This window comes from Campylobacter sp. MIT 21-1684 (genome assembly GCF_026241315.1).
Taxonomy (GTDB): domain Bacteria; phylum Campylobacterota; class Campylobacteria; order Campylobacterales; family Campylobacteraceae; genus Campylobacter_D.
In genome coordinates, this window is record NZ_JAPHNA010000003.1 from 22,011 (window position 1) to 43,018 (window position 21,008).

Genomic DNA, 21,008 nt, shown 5'->3' on the forward strand with positions numbered 1-21,008 from the left:
TTACTTCGGTGTACCTGTGTATTTAAATTTATAATCAACTTTAAACGGTTCAAACCATTTACCAACACCTGTTTCTTCATCAGTATGGCGACCAAATCCTTGTTTTTCCGGATTTGTAATATAAAAAGTAAGTTGGTAATTTCCTACTCCAAAGCCACCTTTTTTATCTTTTTCCATAGCAATATTTGCCCCATAATGAGGACCATCATCTGCTACCATAGGCATTAAAGTTCCTTTTTTAACAGCTCCGGTATCTGTATTCTTAAGCTCATACGCTATAGTCAGATAAGGTATCCAAAAACCTTCTGGAAAGCCATTAGGATTGTTTTTGAGGGCGTGAATATCAGCTTCTAAGTGAATATCAGCTAAAGATGCTGCTAAATCAATCCCGCGAGGCTCCATTTCAATAGGCTGAAGATAAACAGCGGCTATTTCCATACCATTAAGTTCTTTTGGATCGCCAATTGGCGCTTCTCCTGCAAAAGCATTCAAACTTAAAGTCGTTGCTACGACAACTGTTGATAAAATTTTTTTTACCATTATGTACTCCTTTTTATTGAAATTAATTTTACAAAAACTGATTATTGTTCAAACTTCTTATCAATATTTGTAAATTTTATTGTTATACAAACACCAATAACAAGCATTACTAAAACTATGGCTTGGGGAATAAGTGTTTCATAGTAAGGATAAATCCCAAGCCATAAAATTGGTTCAAAATTTACACCTATAAGAGTCGGAGTGATAAGTTTTCCTTCTATTAACTCTGCAATAGCTTTGCCTGTAAAAACAAAAATCATATAAAAAATAATGTATGAAGTAATATAAAAAAATTGTTTTATAGGAATACGAATAGCCCCTGCTTTCAAAAGATAATATAAAACAATTAAACCTATAATCCCTAGTCCTAACCCGGCAAAAATTGCTCCATAATCTGTATTTGTTTTTGCATCAAAAAATAATGCTTGATAAAAAAGTATAGTTTCAGCCCCTTCTCTATATACAGCTAAAAACACGGTAAACCAAAGTGTTTTTGCCGAATTCTTAGAAAGAGCTGCGATGGCATTTTCTTTAATAAAACTTGCCCATTTTTTATTTTGCGCATTTGAAAGCAACCAAAAACCCACATAAAAGAGCAAAACAACTGCAACAAGCATAGTGAAACCTTCTATAAGTTCTCTACTTTGTCCAGCATTTTCTTTAAAAAGCCAAGAAACACAAAAAGCTGTTATAAAACTCAAGATTATTCCTGTCCAAAGTGCTGAATAAGCTATACTAAGGTGTTTTTTGTTTCCACTTTGAAGCAGATATGAAACTATAGCAACAACTATAATCAAAGCCTCCAATCCTTCTCTCAGAAGAATTGATAGAGCCCAAATAAAAAGGGAATACGGGGTTGAATCTGTAATTTTGCTTGCACCAAGCCTAATGAGACTGTCAAGTTCATTAAATGATTTTTCCAAAGTTTGCTTATCCGCACTTGCCTTTATAAGAGCAAGTCCTTGTGAGAAAGTGCTTTCGATTTTAAGTTTTAAAGTACTATCAACAGCACCAATTTTATTCTCCATACCACTTGCTTCAAATATGTCTAAATATATATTTTGCAAATCATCAATAGTAGAGAGATTGAAACCTTCATAATTCCTTAAAATTTCATTCAAAGCGTCTTTAATATCATCAGCTACTTTATTATAGTCCTTTCCTATGCTTGTGTCTGCAAAACCATCGATAGCAAGAAGATTAAGCTGTTCTTTTGGAATTTGTAAAAAAATATCAAAAAGCTGTTCTTCGATAGCATCTAAATTTGTTCTTAAATCTTTCTCATTAATAGAATTTTCGTTGATCTTGCGAATAAGTGCTCTGATACTTTGTTGGATTTTTTGATCATTGCCAACTTGAGTAAATTTATTAACAAGAATTTCTACTTTAGTATTACGATAATCATTAAATAAAGCTTCTTGTAAAAAATTCTTACTTTGTTCATAATGTTTCTCTTTGAAAGCAGTAGCACTTTGACTAAATTTTGTTGAAATAGAATCTAAAATGTATTGCAATTTCATATCCATTGCCGCTGCATTTTGCAAATCATCATCTTGTTTATTTACTCTATTTGTGTCTGTTTGCGAATCGCTATCAGGGTTTTCACCCATTATAGAGGCAATTAATGCCTCTGCGTCTTTTTCGCGCTGTTTATTCGCTTGTATAGATGAAGTTTGAATTGCTTCTTCATCATCGTTTGTATCACTTTTCTCTGCTTTTAAGCGATAGCCGTTTTGTAAAAGAGGACTAACTTCATCTAAATCGTAAGAAAGAGTTTCAATTAAGGCCTTAATTTGATCCAAATCCGCTTTTTCTTTATACATACGACGCAAAGTAGAAAATTTTCTTTCCATCGTAAGAGATTTACGCCCTATATTACGTCCTATGGCTCCTTCCATATTTTCAAAATGCTGAAAATACGCATCTTCAATCATTTTTTTAGCAGCTTGATTATCGTCTTTTTTATACAGCTCTATACTTTGTTGTAATAATTCTTTTATAATATTTGCCTCAGCAATATAATCATCAACTCTTGCAAAACTTAAATTCACAAGGAATATACTAATGAAAAAAAAAGCATTTTTCAGAATTTTCATTGATTGTGTTTTTTCCTTAAAAAATTATTCATATATTAAAAAATAATATTTATTATCAAAATAATGCTTAGCCTAAGTATAGTACTAAAAAACTTAAATAAATATAAATTTATAAGAGAACAAAAAACTTGTTTTTGATGTTACATTGCGCTGTCTAAAAAACTAAATATTGACTTAATAAGATGATTTTCGTAGAAGCTCTTTGCCTTTAAAATAGCCATAAACTGTATGAGAACCATCTTTATTTAATAAAATAACAGGATATTCCTCTTCATAGCCTTGTTCCATACCCAGACTTCCTTGAGGCATCCCCGGTGCTGCTATACCAAAAACTCCATTTGGCTTATTTTCCAAAAGCCAAGATATAGCATTTTCTGGTACATGTCCTTCTATGATATAGTCTTGAATGACTGCAGTATGGCAACTTTGATATTCATTTTTAATAGCAAATTTATCTTTTAAAACTTTAAGATCGGCAATTTTATGAATCTGAATTTTATAACCATTGTTTTGCATATAATTTCCCCAAAGCTCACAACAACCACAATAAGGACTTTCATAAAGCTGTATTGTTTTATTTTCTGCAAATACAATAGATATAAAAACAAGAATGAGAAATTGTTTTTTCATTATTTCCTTTCATTATTTAGCGTACCTTTTATTAAAAGACTTGTATTCTTTTAGAAAGCTGTGAAGTGGTGCGGATGAAAGGACTTGAACCTTCACGCATTGCTGCACCAGATCCTAAGTCTGGCGTGTCTGCCAATTTCACCACATCCGCGAAATGGTACGCTCAAGAGGATTCGAACCTCTGACCTACGGCTTAGAAGGCCGTTGCTCTATCCAGCTGAGCTATGAACGCATAGAATTCTGGTGGTGCGCTCGATAGGAATTGAACCCATAGCCTACAGATCCGAAGTCTGTCGCTCTATCCAGTTGAGCTACGAGCGCTTATGGGGTGAGTGATGGGAATCGAACCCACGACCCTCAGGACCACAATCTGATGCTCTAACCGACTGAGCTACACTCACCATTGTTGAAATGGTCGGGGTGAAAGGATTCGAACCTTCGGCCCCCTGGTCCCAAACCAGGTACGCTAACCAGACTGCGCTACACCCCGATAAAATATAAAAGCTAACATTGTAATACAAAAAAGTTTATAAGTCAATAAAACTAAGAGTTAGCTAATTGTAGCATTCTAAAAATTTTAATTTAAAATTGCGAGTCAATTTAAAAAAGATTTATCATATATCCTGTGGAATCTTTTTGAATTCTATAATCATACTTTCCATCAAGATAGATGACTAATCGGTAGTAACCTTTGTGAGAACCAAAATTGATTCGCTTAAAAAGGGAATTATAGAGTCGAATATTTTTTGTAAGATTGATTTGATTTGATTTAAAATCAATAACAATCTTACTAGGATTTCCTATAGAAAAATCAGAGATTATTTCATCGGTTGTACTGAGTTTAATTTTGTTTTTGTAAGTAGTGTAGCTAATAAAATCATAAATTTTTCCCGTTTGAGTAGGAATTTCTATATTTGTAAGACTTTCTGTATTGGAACTATTTTTTTCTGGTATAGTTACAGAAACATCAAATATTTTAGAAGCTTCAGGGGTTTTTGTACGCAAAAGAGTATAAGAATCGTGCCAATCTATGCTTTTATTAATATCTATGTTAAGTACAGCTTCATTTCCGTCTAGATTAATATAATGAAAACTAATGCTTTTTAAAATTCTTGCTTCCGAATTAAATTTTACTGTTTTTCTCTCAAAAATTTCTGGCAAGACAATTTGATTTTTTGTTTCCATTTTAAATGGATTTTCATTCGCATAAAGCATTAAAATTATAAAAAATCCAAGAAAAATTCGTTTCATTGTGGTAATAGTCCTTGCAATTCAAAATAATCTTTTTGAGCATTTGAATTTTGCTGCTTAAGGAAATTAATTTTTTGATTTAATTGTGTTTTGAGAGATTCTAAAGAAAGCAGCGTGTCTAAAGAATACTGTCCAAAAAACATATTACCAAAATATATAGCCGCAATAATAACAAGCAAACTATAAAAGCTTAATTTTATAATATGAGCATAGTATCCTCTTTTTTTCGTACTCTCATCATATTCTTTGAGTAAATCGCTCAAAGTTTTTCTCCTAAATATTCATCGTTATCCAATTCTATTTCAAGTAAACGGTTATATTTTGCTGTTCTTTCCCCTCTTGCTAAAGCTCCTGTTTTGATTTGCCCTGTATTTAATGCTACTGCAAAATCAGCAATAAAGCTATCCTCGCTTTCTCCACTTCTATGAGACATTACACACTTGTAATTATTTCTTTGTGCTAGACGCACTGTTCTCATAGTTTGTGTTAATGTGCCTATTTGATTTGGCTTGATAAGAATAGCATTTGCCATTTTTTGAGTTATACCTTCTTTGAGAAGCTCTTCATTTGTTACAAATAAATCATCTCCCACAAGTTGAATTGTATTTCCAAGTTTTTGAGTAAGTTTTTTCCATCCTTCAAAATCATCTTCTGCTAAGGCATCTTCTATGCTATAAATTGGATATTTTTTACAGAGCTCTACATACTTTTCTATAAGTTCATCACTTGTAAAATTGTTGTTTTCTATTGAATAAACACCGTCTTTAAAAAATTCACTACTTGCAACATCTAAAGCAATTTTTACTTTGTTTTCATAACCTGCTTTTTGAATGCAGGTCATTAAAAATTCTATAGGTTCTGTGTTGTTTGCCATATTTGGAGCAAAACCACCCTCATCACCTAAAGCAGTAGAATATCCTTGTGCTTTTAACTCCTGTTTAAGAAGGGCATAAATTTCACATACCGAACGCAAAGCTTCTTTAAAGCTTGTAAAGCCAAAAGGCATAATCATAAATTCTTGAAAATCAATAGTATTATCAGCATGAACTCCGCCATTTATGATATTGCACATAGGTATAGGTAAAACACTTGCATTCGCCCCACCCAAATATCGGTATAAAGGTATATTAAGAGAATTGGCTGCTGCTCTAGCAACTGCCATTGAAACAGAGAGAGTTGCATTTGCTCCCAAGTGTGAGTAATTTTTTGTGCCATCAAGTTCTTGTAAAATTTCATCAAGCTGACTTTGATTAAAAGCGTCAAGCCCTAAAATTGCATCTGCTATATCTTCATTCACTTTTGTGATAGCTTTCAGCACACCTTTCCCAAAAAACCGTGCTTCTTTATCTCTTAGTTCTAAAGCTTCTTTTGAACCAGTACTTGCGCCACTTGGTACAATAGCAGTCCCTTTGCTACCATCATTGAGAGTGATTTCTGTTTTTACAGTTGGATTACCTCTGCTATCTAAAACTTCAAAAGCCTTTATATCTTCGATAATTTTCATTCCTCTTCTCCATCTTCATTGACAGCTATTATACCCTCCACTCCTATAGAATTTTGAATAGCCTTAGTAATCTCTTCAGCAATTTCAGCATTTTCTCTCAGAAAAATTTTAGAATTTTCTCTGCCTTGACCAAGTTTTCTGTCTTTATAAGAAAACCAAGCTCCACTTTTATCTATAATATCAAGTTTTACTCCATAATCTATAAGCTCACCTTCACGACTTATCCCTTCACCAAACATCACGTCAAATTCAGCTTGTTTAAAAGGTGGAGCAACTTTATTTTTAACCACCTTGACTTTCACGCGGTTCCCAATAGGTTCTTCACTTTGTTTTAAAGTTGCAACTTTACGAACATCTAAACGTACAGAAGAATAAAATTTTAAAGCATTTCCTCCTGTAGTAGTTTCCGGTGTGCCATAACCCATAGTACCTATTTTCATACGAATTTGGTTAATAAAAACAACTGTGGTATTCATTTTATGTACTATACCTGTAAGTTTTCTCAATGCTTGACTCATTAATCTTGCTTGAAGTCCTACATGTTGGTCTCCCATATCGCCTTCTATTTCAGCTTTTGGAGTAAGAGCTGCAACACTATCAACTACAATCAAATCAATAGCCCCGCTTCTTGCTATCGTTTCCACTATTTCTAAAGCTTGCTCTCCAAAATCAGGTTGAGATATGTAAAGATTATCCGTATCCACGCCTAAATTTTTTGCATATTTTACATCTAAAGCATGTTCAGCATCGACAAAAGCACAAACACCACCGGTTTTCTGACACTCTGCAATGAGATGTAAAGTAAGAGTGGTCTTGCCAGAACTTTCGGGTCCATAAATTTCAACAATCCTTCCTTTTGGCACTCCGCCAATACCAAGCGCTAAATCAAGTCCAACAGAACCTGTACTTATACTTTCAATGTGTTCGATTTCTTTATCACCTAAGCGTAAAATTGTTCCTTTTCCAAAAGTTTTATCAAGACTTTTAAGGGCTGCTTCTAGAGATTTTTTTTTGCTTTCATCCATCAATTTTTCCTTAAGAAATGTAGAAACAAATTCTAACAAAATAAAATTAAAGAAGAGTTTATTTTTTAAATTTCGTAGAGAAAAATTAATTTGATTAAGAATTTCATTTTTATAATGATTGTTTTATTCTAATATTAGAAAAAATTTCAGGCTTTAATTTTAGAAAAACTTTAAGAGAATTTTTATACAATAGGACTTGATTTGAATTGTAGGATTGTAATGAAAAAAATCACAGTAGCACATTCACCTGATGCAGACGATATTTTTATGTATATGGCGATGCAATTTGGTTGGATAGATAGTACTTTTAAATATGAGAATGTAGCACTTGATATTCAAACTTTAAACCACTATGCTTTACAAAATGAATATGACGTCAGTGCCATTTCTTTTGCTTTATATCCTTTGATTGCAAATGAATACGCTCTTTTGCGTACAGCAGTAAGTTTCGGACAAGGGTATGGTCCTAAGCTTATCAAAAAAAAACACACTCATTTGAAAAGAAATTTTAAAGTTGCTTTGAGTGGAGAAAACACTACCAATGCTTTACTTTTTCGAATAAAATATCCGCAAGCAAGAATTGTTTATACAAATTTCCTTGAGATTGAAAAAGCGGTTTTGCAAGGAGAAGTTGATGCGGGAGTCTTGATACACGAGAGTATTTTAGAATTTGATACAACTTTATGTGTTGAATCTGAATTTTGGGATATATGGTGTGAATTGATTAAAGAAGATCTCCCTTTGCCTTTAGGTGGTATGGCTTTGCGTCGCTCTTTACCACTTAGCGATGCTATTCTTATAGAAAAAGAACTTACTAATGCTGTAAGAGTAGCTGATAAAAATCGTTACATTTTAGCTTCTATGCTTGAGGAACGTAAGCTTGTTAGAGTTGATAGGGAAAAACTTGATGTTTATTTGCATTTGTATGCAAATGCAAATTCTGTGTCTATGAATACGAATCAATTGAGGGCTTTAGATGCTTTATTTGCTTTGGGATATGAACATAATTTTTATGAAAAGTGTATTAAAGTAGAAGATTATCTTATCCCTAGCGAATATGAAAAAGCAAGGAATTCTTAAGGAAAAAATATGGAACAAAGTACTTTAGTTGCACTCGGTGTTGCTACTTTTAAAATTACACTTATGCTTTCTTTACCTATGCTTCTAGCTGGATTAATTGCAGGGCTTATCATTAGTATTTTTCAAGCCACAACACAAATTAATGAAATGACTTTATCTTTTGTGCCAAAGATTATTTTAGTCGTTATTGTAATTATTTTTTTAATGCCTTGGATGGCTACAACTATGATTGATTTTACCGAAAATATTCTCAATCAAATTCCAACTTTTATTAAATGAAAATTGATTTTAAAAAATATTCTTCTGTAAAAATAGGCACTGAATTTGAAGTAGAAGTTTTAGATTCTCTTTGTGAATTTGATGGTTTTATTATAGGTGGGGCAAACAATTTACTCATTAGCGACGCTCCTAAAAATTTAGCTATTTTAGGGCAGAAATTTGATTTTATTGAACTTATTGAACACCTACAAGACTGTATGATTGTAAAAATTGGTTGTGCAACACGTTCAAAGACTCTGTATCATTTTGCAAAACAACAAAATTTAAGCGGTTTTGAATTTCTTACTAAAATTCCCGGACTCTTAGGAGGGCTTTTAAAGATGAATGCTGGATTAAAAGATGAAACTATCAGCAAACATTTGCTTTCAATCTGTACTTCCCAAGGTGAAATTTTTAAAGAAGATATAGCTTTTTCATACCGTTCTTGCCCTTTAAAAATGCCTTTTTTTTGGGCGAAATTTAAACTTGAATTCGGTTTTGATTTCTCTAAAGATACACTATTACAACAACTAAGGGACAATCAGCCAAAAGGGGCAAGCTTTGGCTCTATTTTTAAAAATCCTAAAAATAATTTTGCAGCCCGATTAATAGAAGCAGTTGGACTAAAAGGTTTTTGTAAAAATGATGCTATGATTAGCCATCAGCACGCCAATTTTTTGATCAATAAAAGAAATGCTACTTTCGAGGATGCTTTGTATCTCATAGAACTTGCAAAAAAAAGAGTTTTTGAAGAATTTGGTGTGGGTTTAGAAGAAGAAGTAATTATTCTTTAAATTTTGCTTTTTATCTCAAAATTTTTTATTTTGCTCAGTAATACAGAATTTTGGGTCTTTTGTTTCGTTTTTTAAAGAGATTATTTTTGCTTGTCTTTGTAAGTATTTTTATTTGAAATTTAAATTTCAAAGTCAAGTAAGTTTTGTGAGTTCGTGCTTTGAATTTTTGCCTTGCTAATGTTTTGCTCTATCTCAAAAACAAGCTTTGTAAAAGTCTTAGAATCTTCTTGATTCAATTCTTTCTCTTTAAACATATGAGGAAAGTATTTTTGTGCAAGAATTTTTTCATTAAAAGTTAAATTTTCAAAGCCTTGTTGAAGAAGTTTGAGTCGAAGTTCTTCTCTGTTTTCATCATTTTCATCAATGTTAAACTTCTCCTCACTTCTTTTCTTTACTTCAGCAACTATTTTTGCTTTTTGTTCTTCTATTCTTTTATTGAGTTCTTCTTGACTAAGCAGACTTTCAAGATTTTCTTCGACAATAGGCATCACTAAAGCCTTCACATAAGAATCTCGAAAGCCCGTATCCATTTCTTTATAGAATATCTCTCCATCAAAATCAAAGTCTTGTTTTAAAACCTTATCAAGGGCTAAATTTAAAGTATCGCTGACAAAAACTTCTTTAAATTGCTTCCTTTGTTCTTCATTTAAACTGCCAAATTCTCTGTATGTTTTTAATCCAAAAGTCTCTAAAACAGGACTTGCATAATCCAAACAGAAACTAGCTGGAAAGAATACTGTTTTCAGCTTTAAATTCTCTTCATCATCTATAATCCCATTTGCGTCTTTATCAGCTTTTAAGTAATTTGCACTCTGGGCGATTATCCTATACCAACCGCTTACAAAGGCTGAACTCTCGCCATTTAAAAGATAGCTTCCATCTTTTCTTTTATGCACTTCGCCAAAATTTCTTTCTAGGGCAAAAACACTTTGTGAGCTTAAAGCTATGCTTGTTATCTCTCCTCCAGCATTTGCAAAATACACTTTTAATAATCCTTCTTCCATTTGTGCTTGTTCCTCACTCACAGAAGACTCAAGCTTAGAAATTTTTTCATCTAAAGCTTGGAGTTCTTCTTTATCTCTTTGAACAATAACTGAATTAATGTCAGCCTTGTATATGTTATGTTCTTGTGAACGTCTGTCATCAACAATTTTATGATAAGGATTCCAAGAGGCAAAAAGAGCAAAGGTTGTCATTATCGTATCGAATGTGGCAAACTCATACAATATTGATAAGCCAGAGTTCCTCTTCCAAAGTATTTAGCACAACGAGCCTCATTATCATAGTAATTGTTCATACCAAAATATCCCGGTCTATAAGGTCTGTGAACAGAGTAAGGGTTGGTATGGTAAGTATATCTCCTGTCCTCATTAGCTTGTACATTTTGAAATGAAGTGAGGCTTAAAAACACAGCAAGAAATGCTATTTTTTTCATAATTCTCTCCTTGATAAATTCTTAAATTTCTCTTTAACGATTTATCAAATCGGCATTATTTTAAAAAAAATGAAGTATGTTTTTACAATTTTTTTTGATTTTTTTCAAGTACTTTTTTTACAGCCAAACTTGCTAGAGCTAAGCCAAAAGAGGCAGTAACACCCATAAAAGAGCCAAGATTTTTACAGTGAGGGGTTTCATCAGAAAAGATGACATCAAAATCTCCTTTAAATCCTGCCTTTCTTAACTCATAACGGAATTTTTTTGCTAAAGCATCGCCGTGAGTTTTAAAAATACTTGCACTTTTAATGCGGGTAGGATCAAGCTTTCTTGCCCCTCCTGTTGAGGAAATGAAAATTTGTTTTGTAAAATCAACTCTTTTAGCCAAAGCCACTTTAGCAGGTATATCATCGATAGCATCGATGATAAGATCAAATTCATTGAGTGTAAAATCAGCTAAAAAATTTTCATCTATCTTTGCGACAAAATGTTGAATTTTATAAATTCTCCCAAAAACATCAGCCTTGTTTTCATTTAAATACTCACTATGAATTTGGCGGTTTTGGTTACTTACTTCAAAGCTATCACCATCAAGCACACTAAGCCTTGTAAAACCTGTACGATAAAGAGCTTCAACACACATTCCACCAACACCACCTAGACCACAAACAAGCACTTTTGTAGTGCAAAATTGATTGAAATTCTCTTCTCCAAGAAGCCATTTTACTCTTGTGTATCTGTCAGTTTCTTTTTGATCCATTTTTTTACCTTTTTCATTCTTTTGTATGCAGTTAAATCAAGCATTATAGGTGTAACAGTTATGTAACCCTTTTTTAAAAGAGCAAGATCACAGTAGCTCTCGTTCTCAAATTTCAAACTTGAATCGGCAAGCCAAAAATATTCTACACCTCTAGGATTGATGTTTGAATGAGCCTTGAAATTATAGACTCTTTTAGCAGCTTTGCATACTTTCATTCCTTTCAATTTCCTTTTCGCAGAAGGAAAATTAATATTTAAGAATTCTTTTTTCTTTAAAGGAAATCCTTGAGTGAATATTTTACGAAGAAGTTTTTTTGTGATTTTTAAAGCCTTAGTGAAATCAATTTTTTTTTCATTTTTTTGATAAAACTGCGAAAGAGCAATCGCTGGAATTCCGTGCAGCACCGCTTCCATAGCCCCTGCACAAGTACCAGAATAAGTAATATCCTCACCAACATTTGCGCCTTTGTTAATTCCGCTTATGACAAGGTCAGGTAAAGCTTTTTTGTAGAATTTTGACAACGCAAGATAAACACAATCAGCTGGTGTGCCATCGTCAAGTTTATAAAATCTTTTTGCCACTTTAATAAATTTGAGAGGTTTTGTAAGGGTGATAGAATGCGAACAAGCCGACTTTTCATTTGCAGGAGCAACTACAGTGATTTGGGCTTTAAATTCTTTTCGAAGCATTTTAGCAAGTTGCCTTATTCCTTCACTTTCAAAGCCATCATCATTAGTAATTAAAATCTTCTTCATTCTTTCCCTTAAGGCTAAAAATAAATTTCTATTCTAGCACATCTAAAGTAAAAACTTTTTATTTTGTTGTATATTTATATTATATTTATATTATGTTTATTATTTTTTCCTATCATTGATAAGCCTAATTTTAAAAAGAAAGGAAAAAATGAAAAAATTTTTAAGTTTGTTGGCTGTTTGTATTTTGAGCTTTAATTTTGCAAAAGCTGAAATAAATTTGTATGGACCAGGTGGTCCTCATATTGCTCTAAAAGCTGCTGCTGCAGTGTTTTCAGAAAAAACAGGAATGAAGGTTAATGTAAATTTTGGTCCTCAAGCAACTTGGTTTGAACAAGCAAAGAAAGATGCAAATATCTTGTTTGGAACTTCAGATCAATCTGCTCTTGCTATTGCAAGTAGTTTTAATGGGGATTTTAACACAAGCAATATAAAACCGCTTTATTTTAGAGAAGCCATTATTCTAACACAAAAAGGAAATCCTCTCAAAATCAAAAATCTTAAAGACCTGATTACAAAAAAAGCACGTATTGTTGTACCTGAAGGCGCAGGAAAAAGCAATACTTCTGGTACAGGTGTGTGGGAAGATATGATAGGAAGAACTCAAAATATCAAAACAATTCAAGATTTTAGAAATCATATAGTAGCCTTTGTCCCAAATAGTGGAAGTGCGAAAAAACTTTTCGCTGAAAATAAAGCAGATGTTTGGATTACTTGGAGTGATTGGGAAAAGTCAAATCCTGATATTGGAACTGCTGTTGCAATAGAAAAAGATTTGGTTATATATAGAACTTTTAATGTAGTTGCAAGAGAGGGCTCAAACAAAGAAGTGTATGATTTTATTGATTTTTTAGGTACAAAAGAAGCTGCAAGTATCTTTGCAAAATACGGATATAAACAATAAATTTTCATTTGTTTGAACTTAACACACAACAGATACTTTTAACTTAATATAATGAATTTTTCATTATATTAAAGTTTTTACTGCACCATTCAATCCTTTTAAGTTGAAGCTACATTTAAAAAAATAGTAATAATAAGAGCGTTTGTGATATTACTGATAAAACCACCTATTAAAGGCACAACAAAAAAAGCTAAAGGAGAATAGCGGAATTCAGAACAAACAGAACTCATAGTCGCCATAGATACAGGGACTGCCCCGAGTCCAAAACCACAATGACCCACACTAATAATAGCTGCGTCATAATTTTTACCACAAAGTCTAAAGGTAACATACACAACAAAAAAATAAATCAGCACAAGCTGCAAACATAATATAGTAAGAAGAGGCACTGCTAATGAAACCAATTCCCAAAGTTTCATCGTTATGATAGACAGTGATACAAAAAGAGCTAAACATACAGATCCTACTATGGATATGCTTTCATAGAGAGCTTCTTTGTCTTCACTTTGAGACTTTTTATAGTCTAAAAATAGACGCATAAGGATACCGCCGAACATACTCATTACGTGAAGAGGTAAATTGAGCGAAGGAAAAGCAAGGCGAAAAGCATAATACAAAAGCTCTCCAATTCCACAAGCTAAAAGCAATATAAAAACAGCATTATGAGCTCTTTTTTGACTTACAAAATGCTGAATTTTTTTACTCATATTTGTTTGCTCTTCGGTTTGTATATATTCACAATTGTTTAATCTGTGTTTGAGTATCAATCTCCTGCCTATAGGTCCTGCCATAATACATCCAGCAACAAGTCCAAAAGTAGCCGAAGCAATAGCCACTTCTAAGGCTGCATCAGCACCCATTGAAACAGCAATAGGTGCAAAAGAAGCAGCATTTCCGTGCCCTCCTGTAAGAGGAATTGACCCAGCCATTAAAGCTATAAGAGGATTAATGCCCATAAAAAAGCCCACTTCTAAAGCCAAGATATTTTGAAAGATGGCTAAAAGTGCCGCCAAAAGAGTAAAAATGAAAATAAGTTTGCTTGATTTTTTAAGAAAAAGTAAGGAAGCACTTAAACCTGATGCTGCAAAAAAAACATTATAAAAAAACTGATTCAGTGTAGTATAGTCAAATTCAAACACCACCATTTCGCTTATATGTAGTATAGTTGTAAGACCCGCAAAAAGTATGCCACCAACAACAGCTGAAGGAAGGCAATACCGTTTTAAAACATTAAATTTAAGGCGTAAATACTCTCCCACAAAAATAGCCCCAACAGCTATCATTAAGGTAGAAAACATTCCCGTTGAAACAATCATTTTTTCTCTCTTATAGTGTAATATCAATGTTTAAGTATATAAAAAAGAAGCAAAAAATGTATTAAACTTCATTCTTTATTTTTTGAAGTGTTACTTTAAGAAATTTTGAGATAAAAAATTCAGAAAATTACAATACAATTTTCTTCACATCAAGTTTTCATTAACACTCTATAAGACTTATTCTTTGACGTTTATATTTACCTTCTTTTGCAACTCTAATTACAGCATTTGCATAGTTTTGGTATGAAATTTTACTCTCCCCTTGCGCATTAGTTTGAAATTCCTCGCCTATAAGTTTATAATCAAGCGTTCTTTTTCCTTCATAAAAAATTGCTGCGGGAGAAATGTAAAGCCAGTTTATAACATCATTTGTTCGCAAAAAATCTAACACTTCGGCTGCGGCTTTGGCTACACCTAAATATTCTTTCGGAAAATTAGGAGTATGCATTAATTGTAATGTATGTTCTTTATTCATATACAAACTCCCTGCTCCACCTACAACCATAAAAAGTGCTTTGTTATCTTGTAAAATATCGCAGAGGTGTTGAATATGCTTAAGATGTAAACTCAAATCTTGCCATTCTCCAAAACAATCAACGATAACATCAAAATCTCGTAAATCCTCTCTCTCAAGTGCAAAAATATCTTTTACAATAACTCGTACCCTTGAATCAAATTCTGCTTTGTTTCTTATAAAAGCAGTAGTTTCTAAACCTTGTTCTAAGGCTTCATTTGTAACACTTCTTCCGCTTTTTCCATTAGCTGCTAAAACTGCTATTTTCATTATTTCTCCTCATTATTAAAATTGGTACAATACTATTATAAGAAAAATTTATACAATAAAACAATATTCAATTTTTATAATTTCAGTTTAGTACAAATGGAGTAAGTTATGATTAGAATATGGATTGTAGAGAGTGTTTTTCATTGTAGATATGAAAATTGAGGATTTTTAATGCGTACTTTTTTTGTTTGTGCCCTAGAGCCATCAGCCAATTTACATTTAAAAGAAGTTTTAAAAGTTTATCAAAAAGAATATGGTAATTTTAGTCTTTTAGGTATATATGATGAAGCCCTGTGCAAGGAATTTAACTTACAAACAAAACCTTTTTACAGCTCACACGAATTTTCGGCTATGGGTTTTGTAGAAGTTTTACCTCTCATTTTTAAAGCTAAACGCGCCATAGCAGAACTCACGGCTTTTATTTTACAAACTGAAAAGCTAAAGACAACAGAAACTTTTAATAGTAGTGATTTAAAACAAAGTATAGATGAAAATTTATCTCAATCACAAGATCAAAACATCAATCTTTCCCACAAGATCAATGCTGTTCTTTGTATCGATTCGCCTGCTTTTAATATTCCCTTTGCGAAAGCTTTAAAAAAAGCTGGTTCAAAAATCAAAAGGATTTATTATATTGTACCTCAAGTTTGGGCTTGGAAGAAAGGGCGAATTCCTATAATAGAAAGCCATTTTGATGTTTTAGCTTCTATTTTGCCTTTTGAAAAACATTTTTTTAGCAAAAGCATTTATGTAGGACATCCTCTCTTAGATGAAATTAAAGAATTTAAAGCAAAAGAAGACGAAAAACTTCTGCTTTCAAAGAAAGAAAATGAAAAAATTATTGCTTTTTTACCCGGTTCAAGAAAGGCTGAAATTCAAAGTTTGATGCCTATTTTTAGAGTTTTAAGTGCAAATTTTAAAGGAAAGAAGATTCTTTGTGTGCCTCCTTTTCATTTAAGCAAACTTGAAATTTACGGTGATTTAGATGGCTTTATACTTAAAAGCGATACTCCAAAAGTACTTAAGGAAGCAGATTTTGCTTTTATTTGCAGCGGTACAGCCACTTTAGAAGCCGCTTTAGTAGGTACTCCTTTTGTGCTTTGTTATAAAGCAAGGACCATAGATATTTTGATTGCAAGACTTTTTGTAAAACTAAAGCATATAGGGCTTGCAAATATCATTTGCGATTTTGTAGGGAAAGAACCTCTTCATCCTGAATTTTTGCAACAACAAGTCAATATAAAAAAATTGCAAAATGCTTATGATAAATATGATTATAAGGGATTTTTTGCCAAGGTCGATTTTTTAAAAACCTATTTACAATTTGGCAGTGCGAGAAAATTAGCTACAATACTTCACAAACTTTAAAAGGAATAAAGATGCAAAAAGAAGCAATGAGTCAATTTGGTTACGATAAATTAGTAAAGGAATTAAAAAATTTAAAGGATATTCAAAGACCTGCGGTTGTACAAGAAATCGACACAGCACGAAGCCACGGGGATTTAAAAGAGAATGCTGAATATCACGCTGCTAGAGAGAAACAAGCTCTTATTGAAAGTCGCATAGCAGAACTAAGTGAAATTTTGGCACGAGCTCAAGTCATAGACCCTGCAAGTTATAAACACGATAGTGTTAAATTTGGTTCGAGTGTGGTTATTATGGATTTGGATACAGAAAAAGAAAGCAAATACACTCTTGTAGGAACTTGTGAAGGGAATTTAGAGAAAGGTTATATCTCCATATCTTCGCCTTTAGCTAGAGCTATGCTTGGAAAAAGAGAAGGCGATGAATTTAAAGTACAGCTTCCAAAAGGAGAAAGTGAATTCGAAATTATCTCTGTTTCTTATGAGCCTTTACAATTTTAGAGTTTTGTATGCAAAGTTGCATTCTTAAAGAAGGGGCGATTTTTATTGCAGACGCTCACGAAAATGAACACAGGCAGTGGTTTTGGGAATTTTTGCAAGCTTTAAAAAAAGGGCAAATCCACACTCCCCAACTTATTTTAATGGGTGATATTTTTGATTTGCTTGTGGGAGAAATTCATACTACTCACGATTTTGCAAAACCTTATATTCTGTTATTAGAAGAATTAGCAAAGGACATAGAAATTTTTTATTTCGAAGGCAATCACGATTTTAATCTCGCAACTCTCTTTAATAAAGTAAAAGTCTTCCCTTTTTCTTTGCAACCTTTCTATGCACTTTTACATACAAGTACAGGCAAAAATTATGATTTTATTCTTGCTCACGGAGATATTTTTTTAAATCCCCTCACTCAATTTTTTTTACAGACCTTAAGAAATCACATTTTGCTGTATTTTTTCAATTTTTTAAATACAATTTTTTGTGGTTTTTTTTCTCGACAAATTCTCGCAAGACAAAGAAAAAAAAATCTTTTTTATCGCATAAAAAATTTTGGAAATTTTGCACGTCAAAGATACAAAAAATACAAAACAAATACCGCTTGGGTTGTAGAAGGACATTATCATCAAAATTATATAATCAATGAAGAAAAAATAAAATATTTTAACTTGGGTAGTTTTGCATATGAGGGAAGTTTTTTTAGAGTACAATATGAACAAGAAATCAAATTTGAAGAACTGAAGTTGAGGGGACAAAATGTTTGATGAAAATATCGTGAAAACGGGTTCAAATGAAATGGAGCTTGTCGATTTCCGTATCTTTAAGCAAGGACAGGACAAAATTTATGAAGGGATTTATGGAGTTAATGTTGCTAAAGTAAAAGAAATTATTAAAATTCCAAATCTCACAGAATTACCGGGTGTACCTGATTATATCGAAGGAATTTTTGATCTTCGTGGAGTCGTGATACCTGTTGTCAATCTTGCTAAATGGATGCAAATCACTGAGCCAGAAAGTACTATGTTAAAGCCAAGAGTTATTATTACTGAATTTAGTAATATTCTTATAGGTTTTATTGTCCATGAGGCAAAAAGAATTCGTAGAATTAGTTGGAAAGATATAGAACCTGCGAATTTTTCTTCCGGGGGTGCAGGAGTGCTTGATAAAGGTAAAATTACAGGAGTAACTCGTATAGAAAATGATGAAGTTTTGCTTATAGTCGATCTTGAAAGTGTGGTTGAAGATTTAGGAATTTATTCAAGTAAAACTGATATTGACTTTGATAAACTTCAAAAATTTAGTGGAACAGCTCTTATTTTAGATGATAGCTCCACAGCAAGAAAACGGGTTAAAGATATGGTGCAAAAATTAGGTTTACAGGTTATTGAAGCTCTTGATGGCATTGAAGGTTTGGCTAAACTTGAAGAACTTAGCAAACTTTATGGACCAAATTTATCTCAACAATTGAAAATTATTATTAGTGATGTTGAAATGCCTAAAATGGATGGTTTTCATTTTGCTGAACATATTAAAGAAGATGAAAGATTCAAGGGTATTCCTATAGTTTTTAATTCTTCACTATCAAATGAATATGTAGGTGAGAAAGCCATTGAAGAAACTGGTGGAGAAGGATATCTAGTGAAATTCAATGCGACTGATTTCTTTAGTGAGATAACTAAAATCTTAAAAAAACACCAAACACAAGAACAGGGGTAAAATATGGAAGATATGCAAGAAATACTTGAAGACTTTTTGGTTGAAGCTTTTGAGCTAGTTGAGCAAATCGACCACGATTTAGTAGAGCTTGAAAATAGCCCTGAGGATTTAGAATTATTAAACAGAATTTTTCGTGTTGCACACACTGTAAAAGGTTCTTCAAGCTTTTTAAATTTTGATATTCTTACAAAACTTACTCATCATATGGAAGATGTACTTAATAAAGCAAGACACGGAGAGTTAAAAATAACTCCTGATATTATGGATGTAGTTTTAGAATCTATCGATAAAATGAAAACTTTGCTTAATTGCATACGTGATAATGGAAATGATACAGCTATTGGTATGGATATAGAGCCTATATGTGCTAGACTTACAGGAATTTCAGAAGGAGAGTTACCAACAGGGTCTGCTCCAAAACCAAATGAATCAAAAAAAGAAGAAGTTCCTCCTCCGATAGAGAAAAATAATGAACCAGAAGTCGATGTTAATAATTTAAGCGATTCTGAAGTAGAAGCTGAAATTGAACGGTTGCTTAAAGTAAGAAAAGCTGAAGATCAAGCAAGACGTGCTCAGAAAAAACAAAATCCTACTCCAATGCAATCAAAAGCTCCTTTAAATAAACCGACAGAAGGTGGTGAGAAAAAAGTCCCAACTTCAGGCGGCGGTAGTGGTGGTATGGATCAAACTATACGCGTTGAAGTGAAAAGACTTGATCATTTGATGAATTTGACAGGAGAGCTTGTTCTAGGAAAAAACCGTTTGTTAAAAATCTATGATGATGTTGAAGAAAGATATGAAGGAGAAAAATTCCTTGAAGAACTAAATCAAGTTGTATCTCAATTAAGCATTATTACAACAGATGTACAACTTGCTGTGATGAAAACAAGAATGCAGCCTATTGCTAAGGTTTTTAATAAATTCCCAAGAGTTGTACGAGATTTGAGTCGTGAGCTTGGTAAGCAAATTGAGCTTGAAATTACTGGTGAAGAAACAGAACTCGATAAATCTATCGTTGAAGAAATAGGCGATCCTATTATGCATATGATTCGAAATTCTTGCGATCACGGTGTTGAAGAACCGGCTGCTCGTGCAGCAAATGGCAAACCTGAAAGAGGCACAGTTCAACTTAAAGCATACAATGAAGGCAATCACATTGTCGTTGAAATTACAGATGATGGAAAAGGACTTGATGCAAATGGATTAAAAATGAAAGCTATCGAAAAGAATTTGATAACAGAAAAAGAAGCTGATCAAATGACTGATAAAGAAGCTTTTGCTTTAATCTTTAAACCGGGTTTTTCTACTGCCGCTAAAGTTACGAATGTTTCTGGTCGTGGTGTTGGTATGGATGTTGTTAAAACAAATATAGAAAAACTCAATGGAGTGATAGAAATTGATAGTGAGCTTGGTAAAGGAAGCTCATTTAAGCTTAAAATCCCTCTCACTTTAGCAATTATTCAGTCCTTGCTTGTTGGAACTCAAGAAGAATATTATGCTATCCCGCTTGCAAGTGTTCTTGAAACTGTGAGAGTACCAATTGATGATATTTATACCATTGAAGGAAAAAATGTTTTACGTTTGAGAGATGAAGTGCTTTCACTTGTAAGACTTTCTGATGTCTTTGGAGTAAAACAAGTGCTAGAAAGCGGTGAACAGACTTATGTTGTAGTCATAGGTGTTGCTGAAAGCAAGCTTGGTATTATCGTTGATACTTTAGTTGGGCAAGAAGAAATTGTTATAAAATCTATGGGTGATTACTTACAAAATATTCAAGGTATAGCCGGTGCTACAATTCGTGGTGATGGTAGTGTTACTCTTATCATTGATGTAGGTGCGATGATGGATATGGCTAAAGAAATCAAGGTTGATATAAAAACTCAACTTGAATCAGGAGCAAAAAAACCTAAAGAAAAACCTGAAGATTATAAAGTATTAATTGTCGATGATTCCAAAATGGATAGAACTTTAATGCAAAAAGCTTTAGAACCTTTAGGCGTAAGTTTAGTTGAAGCTACAAATGGAGTTGAAGCACTTAATATTATTAAATCAGGCGAACACGATATTGATGCTATGTTGATTGATATTGAAATGCCAAGAATGGACGGATATACCTTAGCAGGTGAGATTAGAAAGTATTCCAAATATCGCAATCTTCCTCTTATTGCCGTTACTTCAAGAACAAGTAAAACAGATCGCTTAAGAGGTGTTGAAGTAGGTATGACAGAATATATTACTAAGCCTTATTCTCCAGAATATTTGGAAAATGTGGTTCGAAAAAATTTGAAACTAGGATAAGAA

At 32.7% G+C, this 21,008-nt stretch carries 22 protein-coding genes and 5 tRNA genes; 9 read left to right on the top strand and 18 right to left on the bottom strand.

What is annotated here, in order from left to right; translation table 11 throughout:
• From OQH62_RS01775 to recA, 12 genes are all read right to left on the bottom strand, one after another.
• Positions 1–540 carry an iron transporter gene (locus OQH62_RS01775; RefSeq protein WP_266013045.1) on the bottom strand — a complete coding sequence of 180 codons (540 nt, stop codon included), beginning with the start codon at positions 538–540 and terminating at the stop codon, positions 1–3.
• Positions 541–581: 41 nt separating this feature from the next.
• Entirely contained in the window at positions 582–2,636 is a 2,055-nt protein-coding gene (locus tag OQH62_RS01780; RefSeq protein ID WP_266013047.1) for an FTR1 family iron permease, read from the bottom strand.
• Positions 2,637–2,810: 174 nt separating this feature from the next.
• Positions 2,811–3,266 (bottom strand): DUF411 domain-containing protein, encoded by a 456-nt coding sequence (locus tag OQH62_RS01785; protein ID WP_266013049.1) that lies wholly within the window; start codon positions 3,264–3,266, stop codon positions 2,811–2,813.
• Between the two features lie 66 nt (positions 3,267–3,332).
• Positions 3,333–3,417, bottom strand: a tRNA-Leu gene (locus OQH62_RS01790).
• A gap of 4 nt (positions 3,418–3,421) precedes the next feature.
• A tRNA-Arg gene (locus tag OQH62_RS01795) sits at positions 3,422–3,498 on the bottom strand.
• 12 nt (positions 3,499–3,510) lie between these two features.
• Positions 3,511–3,587: transfer RNA gene (locus OQH62_RS01800), tRNA-Arg, on the bottom strand.
• Positions 3,588–3,590: 3 nt separating this feature from the next.
• Positions 3,591–3,667: transfer RNA gene (locus tag OQH62_RS01805), tRNA-His, on the bottom strand.
• Between the two features lie 11 nt (positions 3,668–3,678).
• A tRNA-Pro gene (locus OQH62_RS01810) sits at positions 3,679–3,756 on the bottom strand.
• Between the two features lie 110 nt (positions 3,757–3,866).
• Positions 3,867–4,517, bottom strand: a complete 651-nt coding sequence (locus tag OQH62_RS01815; protein WP_266013052.1) for an AMIN domain-containing protein — start codon at positions 4,515–4,517, stop codon at positions 3,867–3,869.
• The gene (locus tag OQH62_RS08740; protein WP_266013328.1) at positions 4,514–4,660 is read right to left on the bottom strand and encodes a hypothetical protein; all 147 of its coding nucleotides are present in this window, start codon (positions 4,658–4,660) and stop codon (positions 4,514–4,516) included. The genes OQH62_RS01815 and OQH62_RS08740 overlap by 4 nt, the downstream gene beginning before the upstream one ends.
• Before the next feature lie 116 nt (positions 4,661–4,776).
• Positions 4,777–6,021: a phosphopyruvate hydratase gene (eno, locus tag OQH62_RS01825; RefSeq protein ID WP_266013054.1), complete on the bottom strand. Its 1,245-nt coding sequence runs from the start codon at positions 6,019–6,021 to the stop codon at positions 4,777–4,779.
• Positions 6,018–7,046 carry a recombinase RecA gene (gene recA, locus OQH62_RS01830; RefSeq protein WP_266013056.1) on the bottom strand — a complete coding sequence of 343 codons (1,029 nt, stop codon included), beginning with the start codon at positions 7,044–7,046 and terminating at the stop codon, positions 6,018–6,020. The genes eno and recA overlap by 4 nt, the downstream gene beginning before the upstream one ends.
• Positions 7,047–7,265: 219 nt before the next feature.
• Between recA and OQH62_RS01835 the strand changes: the two genes are divergently transcribed.
• The 3 genes from OQH62_RS01835 to OQH62_RS01845 are packed head-to-tail and all read left to right on the top strand — an operon-like array spanning position 7,266 to position 9,178.
• Positions 7,266–8,126: a menaquinone biosynthesis family protein gene (locus tag OQH62_RS01835; protein WP_266013058.1), complete on the top strand. Its 861-nt coding sequence runs from the start codon at positions 7,266–7,268 to the stop codon at positions 8,124–8,126.
• 9 nt (positions 8,127–8,135) lie between these two features.
• Positions 8,136–8,405 carry a flagellar biosynthesis protein FliQ gene (gene fliQ, locus OQH62_RS01840; RefSeq protein WP_266013060.1) on the top strand — a complete coding sequence of 90 codons (270 nt, stop codon included), beginning with the start codon at positions 8,136–8,138 and terminating at the stop codon, positions 8,403–8,405.
• Positions 8,402–9,178, top strand: coding sequence for a UDP-N-acetylmuramate dehydrogenase (locus OQH62_RS01845; protein WP_266013062.1), 777 nt, complete (start codon positions 8,402–8,404; stop codon positions 9,176–9,178). The genes fliQ and OQH62_RS01845 overlap by 4 nt, the downstream gene beginning before the upstream one ends.
• A 119-nt stretch (positions 9,179–9,297) precedes the next feature.
• Here OQH62_RS01845 and OQH62_RS01850 read toward each other — a convergent pair whose 3' ends face one another.
• From OQH62_RS01850 to surE, 4 genes are all read right to left on the bottom strand, one after another.
• Complete coding sequence (locus OQH62_RS01850) at positions 9,298–10,374, bottom strand: hypothetical protein (RefSeq protein WP_266013064.1); 1,077 nt, start codon at positions 10,372–10,374, stop codon at positions 9,298–9,300.
• Complete coding sequence (locus OQH62_RS01855) at positions 10,374–10,613, bottom strand: hypothetical protein (protein ID WP_266013066.1); 240 nt, start codon at positions 10,611–10,613, stop codon at positions 10,374–10,376. Before OQH62_RS01855 ends, OQH62_RS01850 begins: the two co-directional genes overlap by 1 nt.
• An 82-nt stretch (positions 10,614–10,695) precedes the next feature.
• Complete coding sequence (locus OQH62_RS01860; protein WP_266013069.1) at positions 10,696–11,373, bottom strand: ThiF family adenylyltransferase; 678 nt, start codon at positions 11,371–11,373, stop codon at positions 10,696–10,698.
• On the bottom strand, positions 11,337–12,128 hold the full coding sequence (gene surE, locus OQH62_RS01865; RefSeq protein WP_266013072.1) for a 5'/3'-nucleotidase SurE: 792 nt from the start codon (positions 12,126–12,128) through the stop codon (positions 11,337–11,339). Before surE ends, OQH62_RS01860 begins: the two co-directional genes overlap by 37 nt.
• Positions 12,129–12,276: 148 nt before the next feature.
• On the opposite strand from surE, the gene OQH62_RS01870 reads away from it, so the two are divergent.
• On the top strand, positions 12,277–13,029 hold the full coding sequence (locus OQH62_RS01870) for a substrate-binding domain-containing protein (RefSeq protein WP_266013074.1): 753 nt from the start codon (positions 12,277–12,279) through the stop codon (positions 13,027–13,029).
• Between the two features lie 98 nt (positions 13,030–13,127).
• Here the strand turns inward: OQH62_RS01870 and OQH62_RS01875 are convergent, their stop codons facing one another.
• Both OQH62_RS01875 and OQH62_RS01880 read right to left on the bottom strand, forming a co-directional pair.
• A complete protein-coding gene (locus tag OQH62_RS01875) occupies positions 13,128–14,345 on the bottom strand; it encodes a sodium/glutamate symporter (RefSeq protein WP_266013076.1) in 1,218 nt (405 codons plus the stop codon).
• Between the two features lie 160 nt (positions 14,346–14,505).
• Positions 14,506–15,129 carry an SDR family oxidoreductase gene (locus tag OQH62_RS01880; protein WP_266013078.1) on the bottom strand — a complete coding sequence of 208 codons (624 nt, stop codon included), beginning with the start codon at positions 15,127–15,129 and terminating at the stop codon, positions 14,506–14,508.
• A gap of 171 nt (positions 15,130–15,300) precedes the next feature.
• On the opposite strand from OQH62_RS01880, the gene lpxB reads away from it, so the two are divergent.
• From lpxB to OQH62_RS01905, 5 genes are read left to right on the top strand one after another with little or no spacing between them, the layout of a single operon-like run.
• A complete protein-coding gene (lpxB, locus tag OQH62_RS01885) occupies positions 15,301–16,497 on the top strand; it encodes a lipid-A-disaccharide synthase (RefSeq protein ID WP_266013080.1) in 1,197 nt (398 codons plus the stop codon).
• An 11-nt stretch (positions 16,498–16,508) separates the two neighbouring features.
• Positions 16,509–16,994 carry a transcription elongation factor GreA gene (gene greA / locus OQH62_RS01890; RefSeq protein WP_266013082.1) on the top strand — a complete coding sequence of 162 codons (486 nt, stop codon included), beginning with the start codon at positions 16,509–16,511 and terminating at the stop codon, positions 16,992–16,994.
• 8 nt (positions 16,995–17,002) lie between these two features.
• Complete coding sequence (locus OQH62_RS01895; RefSeq protein ID WP_323053589.1) at positions 17,003–17,755, top strand: UDP-2,3-diacylglucosamine diphosphatase; 753 nt, start codon at positions 17,003–17,005, stop codon at positions 17,753–17,755.
• Positions 17,748–18,707 carry a chemotaxis protein gene (locus OQH62_RS01900; RefSeq protein WP_266013084.1) on the top strand — a complete coding sequence of 320 codons (960 nt, stop codon included), beginning with the start codon at positions 17,748–17,750 and terminating at the stop codon, positions 18,705–18,707. Before OQH62_RS01895 ends, OQH62_RS01900 begins: the two co-directional genes overlap by 8 nt.
• A 3-nt stretch (positions 18,708–18,710) precedes the next feature.
• Complete coding sequence (locus OQH62_RS01905; protein ID WP_266013086.1) at positions 18,711–21,005, top strand: hybrid sensor histidine kinase/response regulator; 2,295 nt, start codon at positions 18,711–18,713, stop codon at positions 21,003–21,005.
• The last annotated feature ends 3 nt before the right edge of the window (positions 21,006–21,008 follow it).

What these genes read in the sequence shown, in the direction of transcription:
- OQH62_RS01775 (WP_266013045.1), bottom strand. Translation starts at nt 540, where the DNA reads ATGGTAAAAAAAATTTTATCAACAGTTGTCGTAGCAACGACTTTAAGT.
- OQH62_RS01780 (WP_266013047.1), bottom strand. Translation starts at nt 2,636, where the DNA reads ATGAAAATTCTGAAAAATGCTTTTTTTTTCATTAGTATATTCCTTGTG.
- OQH62_RS01785 (WP_266013049.1), bottom strand. Translation starts at nt 3,266, where the DNA reads ATGAAAAAACAATTTCTCATTCTTGTTTTTATATCTATTGTATTTGCA.
- OQH62_RS01815 (WP_266013052.1), bottom strand. Translation starts at nt 4,517, where the DNA reads ATGAAACGAATTTTTCTTGGATTTTTTATAATTTTAATGCTTTATGCG.
- OQH62_RS08740 (WP_266013328.1), bottom strand. Translation starts at nt 4,660, where the DNA reads ATGTTTTTTGGACAGTATTCTTTAGACACGCTGCTTTCTTTAGAATCT.
- eno (WP_266013054.1), bottom strand. Translation starts at nt 6,021, where the DNA reads ATGAAAATTATCGAAGATATAAAGGCTTTTGAAGTTTTAGATAGCAGA.
- recA (WP_266013056.1), bottom strand. Translation starts at nt 7,046, where the DNA reads ATGGATGAAAGCAAAAAAAAATCTCTAGAAGCAGCCCTTAAAAGTCTT.
- OQH62_RS01835 (WP_266013058.1), top strand. Translation starts at nt 7,266, where the DNA reads ATGAAAAAAATCACAGTAGCACATTCACCTGATGCAGACGATATTTTT.
- fliQ (WP_266013060.1), top strand. Translation starts at nt 8,136, where the DNA reads ATGGAACAAAGTACTTTAGTTGCACTCGGTGTTGCTACTTTTAAAATT.
- OQH62_RS01845 (WP_266013062.1), top strand. Translation starts at nt 8,402, where the DNA reads ATGAAAATTGATTTTAAAAAATATTCTTCTGTAAAAATAGGCACTGAA.
- OQH62_RS01850 (WP_266013064.1), bottom strand. Translation starts at nt 10,374, where the DNA reads ATGACAACCTTTGCTCTTTTTGCCTCTTGGAATCCTTATCATAAAATT.
- OQH62_RS01855 (WP_266013066.1), bottom strand. Translation starts at nt 10,613, where the DNA reads ATGAAAAAAATAGCATTTCTTGCTGTGTTTTTAAGCCTCACTTCATTT.
- OQH62_RS01860 (WP_266013069.1), bottom strand. Translation starts at nt 11,373, where the DNA reads ATGGATCAAAAAGAAACTGACAGATACACAAGAGTAAAATGGCTTCTT.
- surE (WP_266013072.1), bottom strand. Translation starts at nt 12,128, where the DNA reads ATGAAGAAGATTTTAATTACTAATGATGATGGCTTTGAAAGTGAAGGA.
- OQH62_RS01870 (WP_266013074.1), top strand. Translation starts at nt 12,277, where the DNA reads ATGAAAAAATTTTTAAGTTTGTTGGCTGTTTGTATTTTGAGCTTTAAT.
- OQH62_RS01875 (WP_266013076.1), bottom strand. Translation starts at nt 14,345, where the DNA reads ATGATTGTTTCAACGGGAATGTTTTCTACCTTAATGATAGCTGTTGGG.
- OQH62_RS01880 (WP_266013078.1), bottom strand. Translation starts at nt 15,129, where the DNA reads ATGAAAATAGCAGTTTTAGCAGCTAATGGAAAAAGCGGAAGAAGTGTT.
- lpxB (WP_266013080.1), top strand. Translation starts at nt 15,301, where the DNA reads ATGCGTACTTTTTTTGTTTGTGCCCTAGAGCCATCAGCCAATTTACAT.
- greA (WP_266013082.1), top strand. Translation starts at nt 16,509, where the DNA reads ATGCAAAAAGAAGCAATGAGTCAATTTGGTTACGATAAATTAGTAAAG.
- OQH62_RS01895 (WP_323053589.1), top strand. Translation starts at nt 17,003, where the DNA reads ATGCAAAGTTGCATTCTTAAAGAAGGGGCGATTTTTATTGCAGACGCT.
- OQH62_RS01900 (WP_266013084.1), top strand. Translation starts at nt 17,748, where the DNA reads ATGTTTGATGAAAATATCGTGAAAACGGGTTCAAATGAAATGGAGCTT.
- OQH62_RS01905 (WP_266013086.1), top strand. Translation starts at nt 18,711, where the DNA reads ATGGAAGATATGCAAGAAATACTTGAAGACTTTTTGGTTGAAGCTTTT.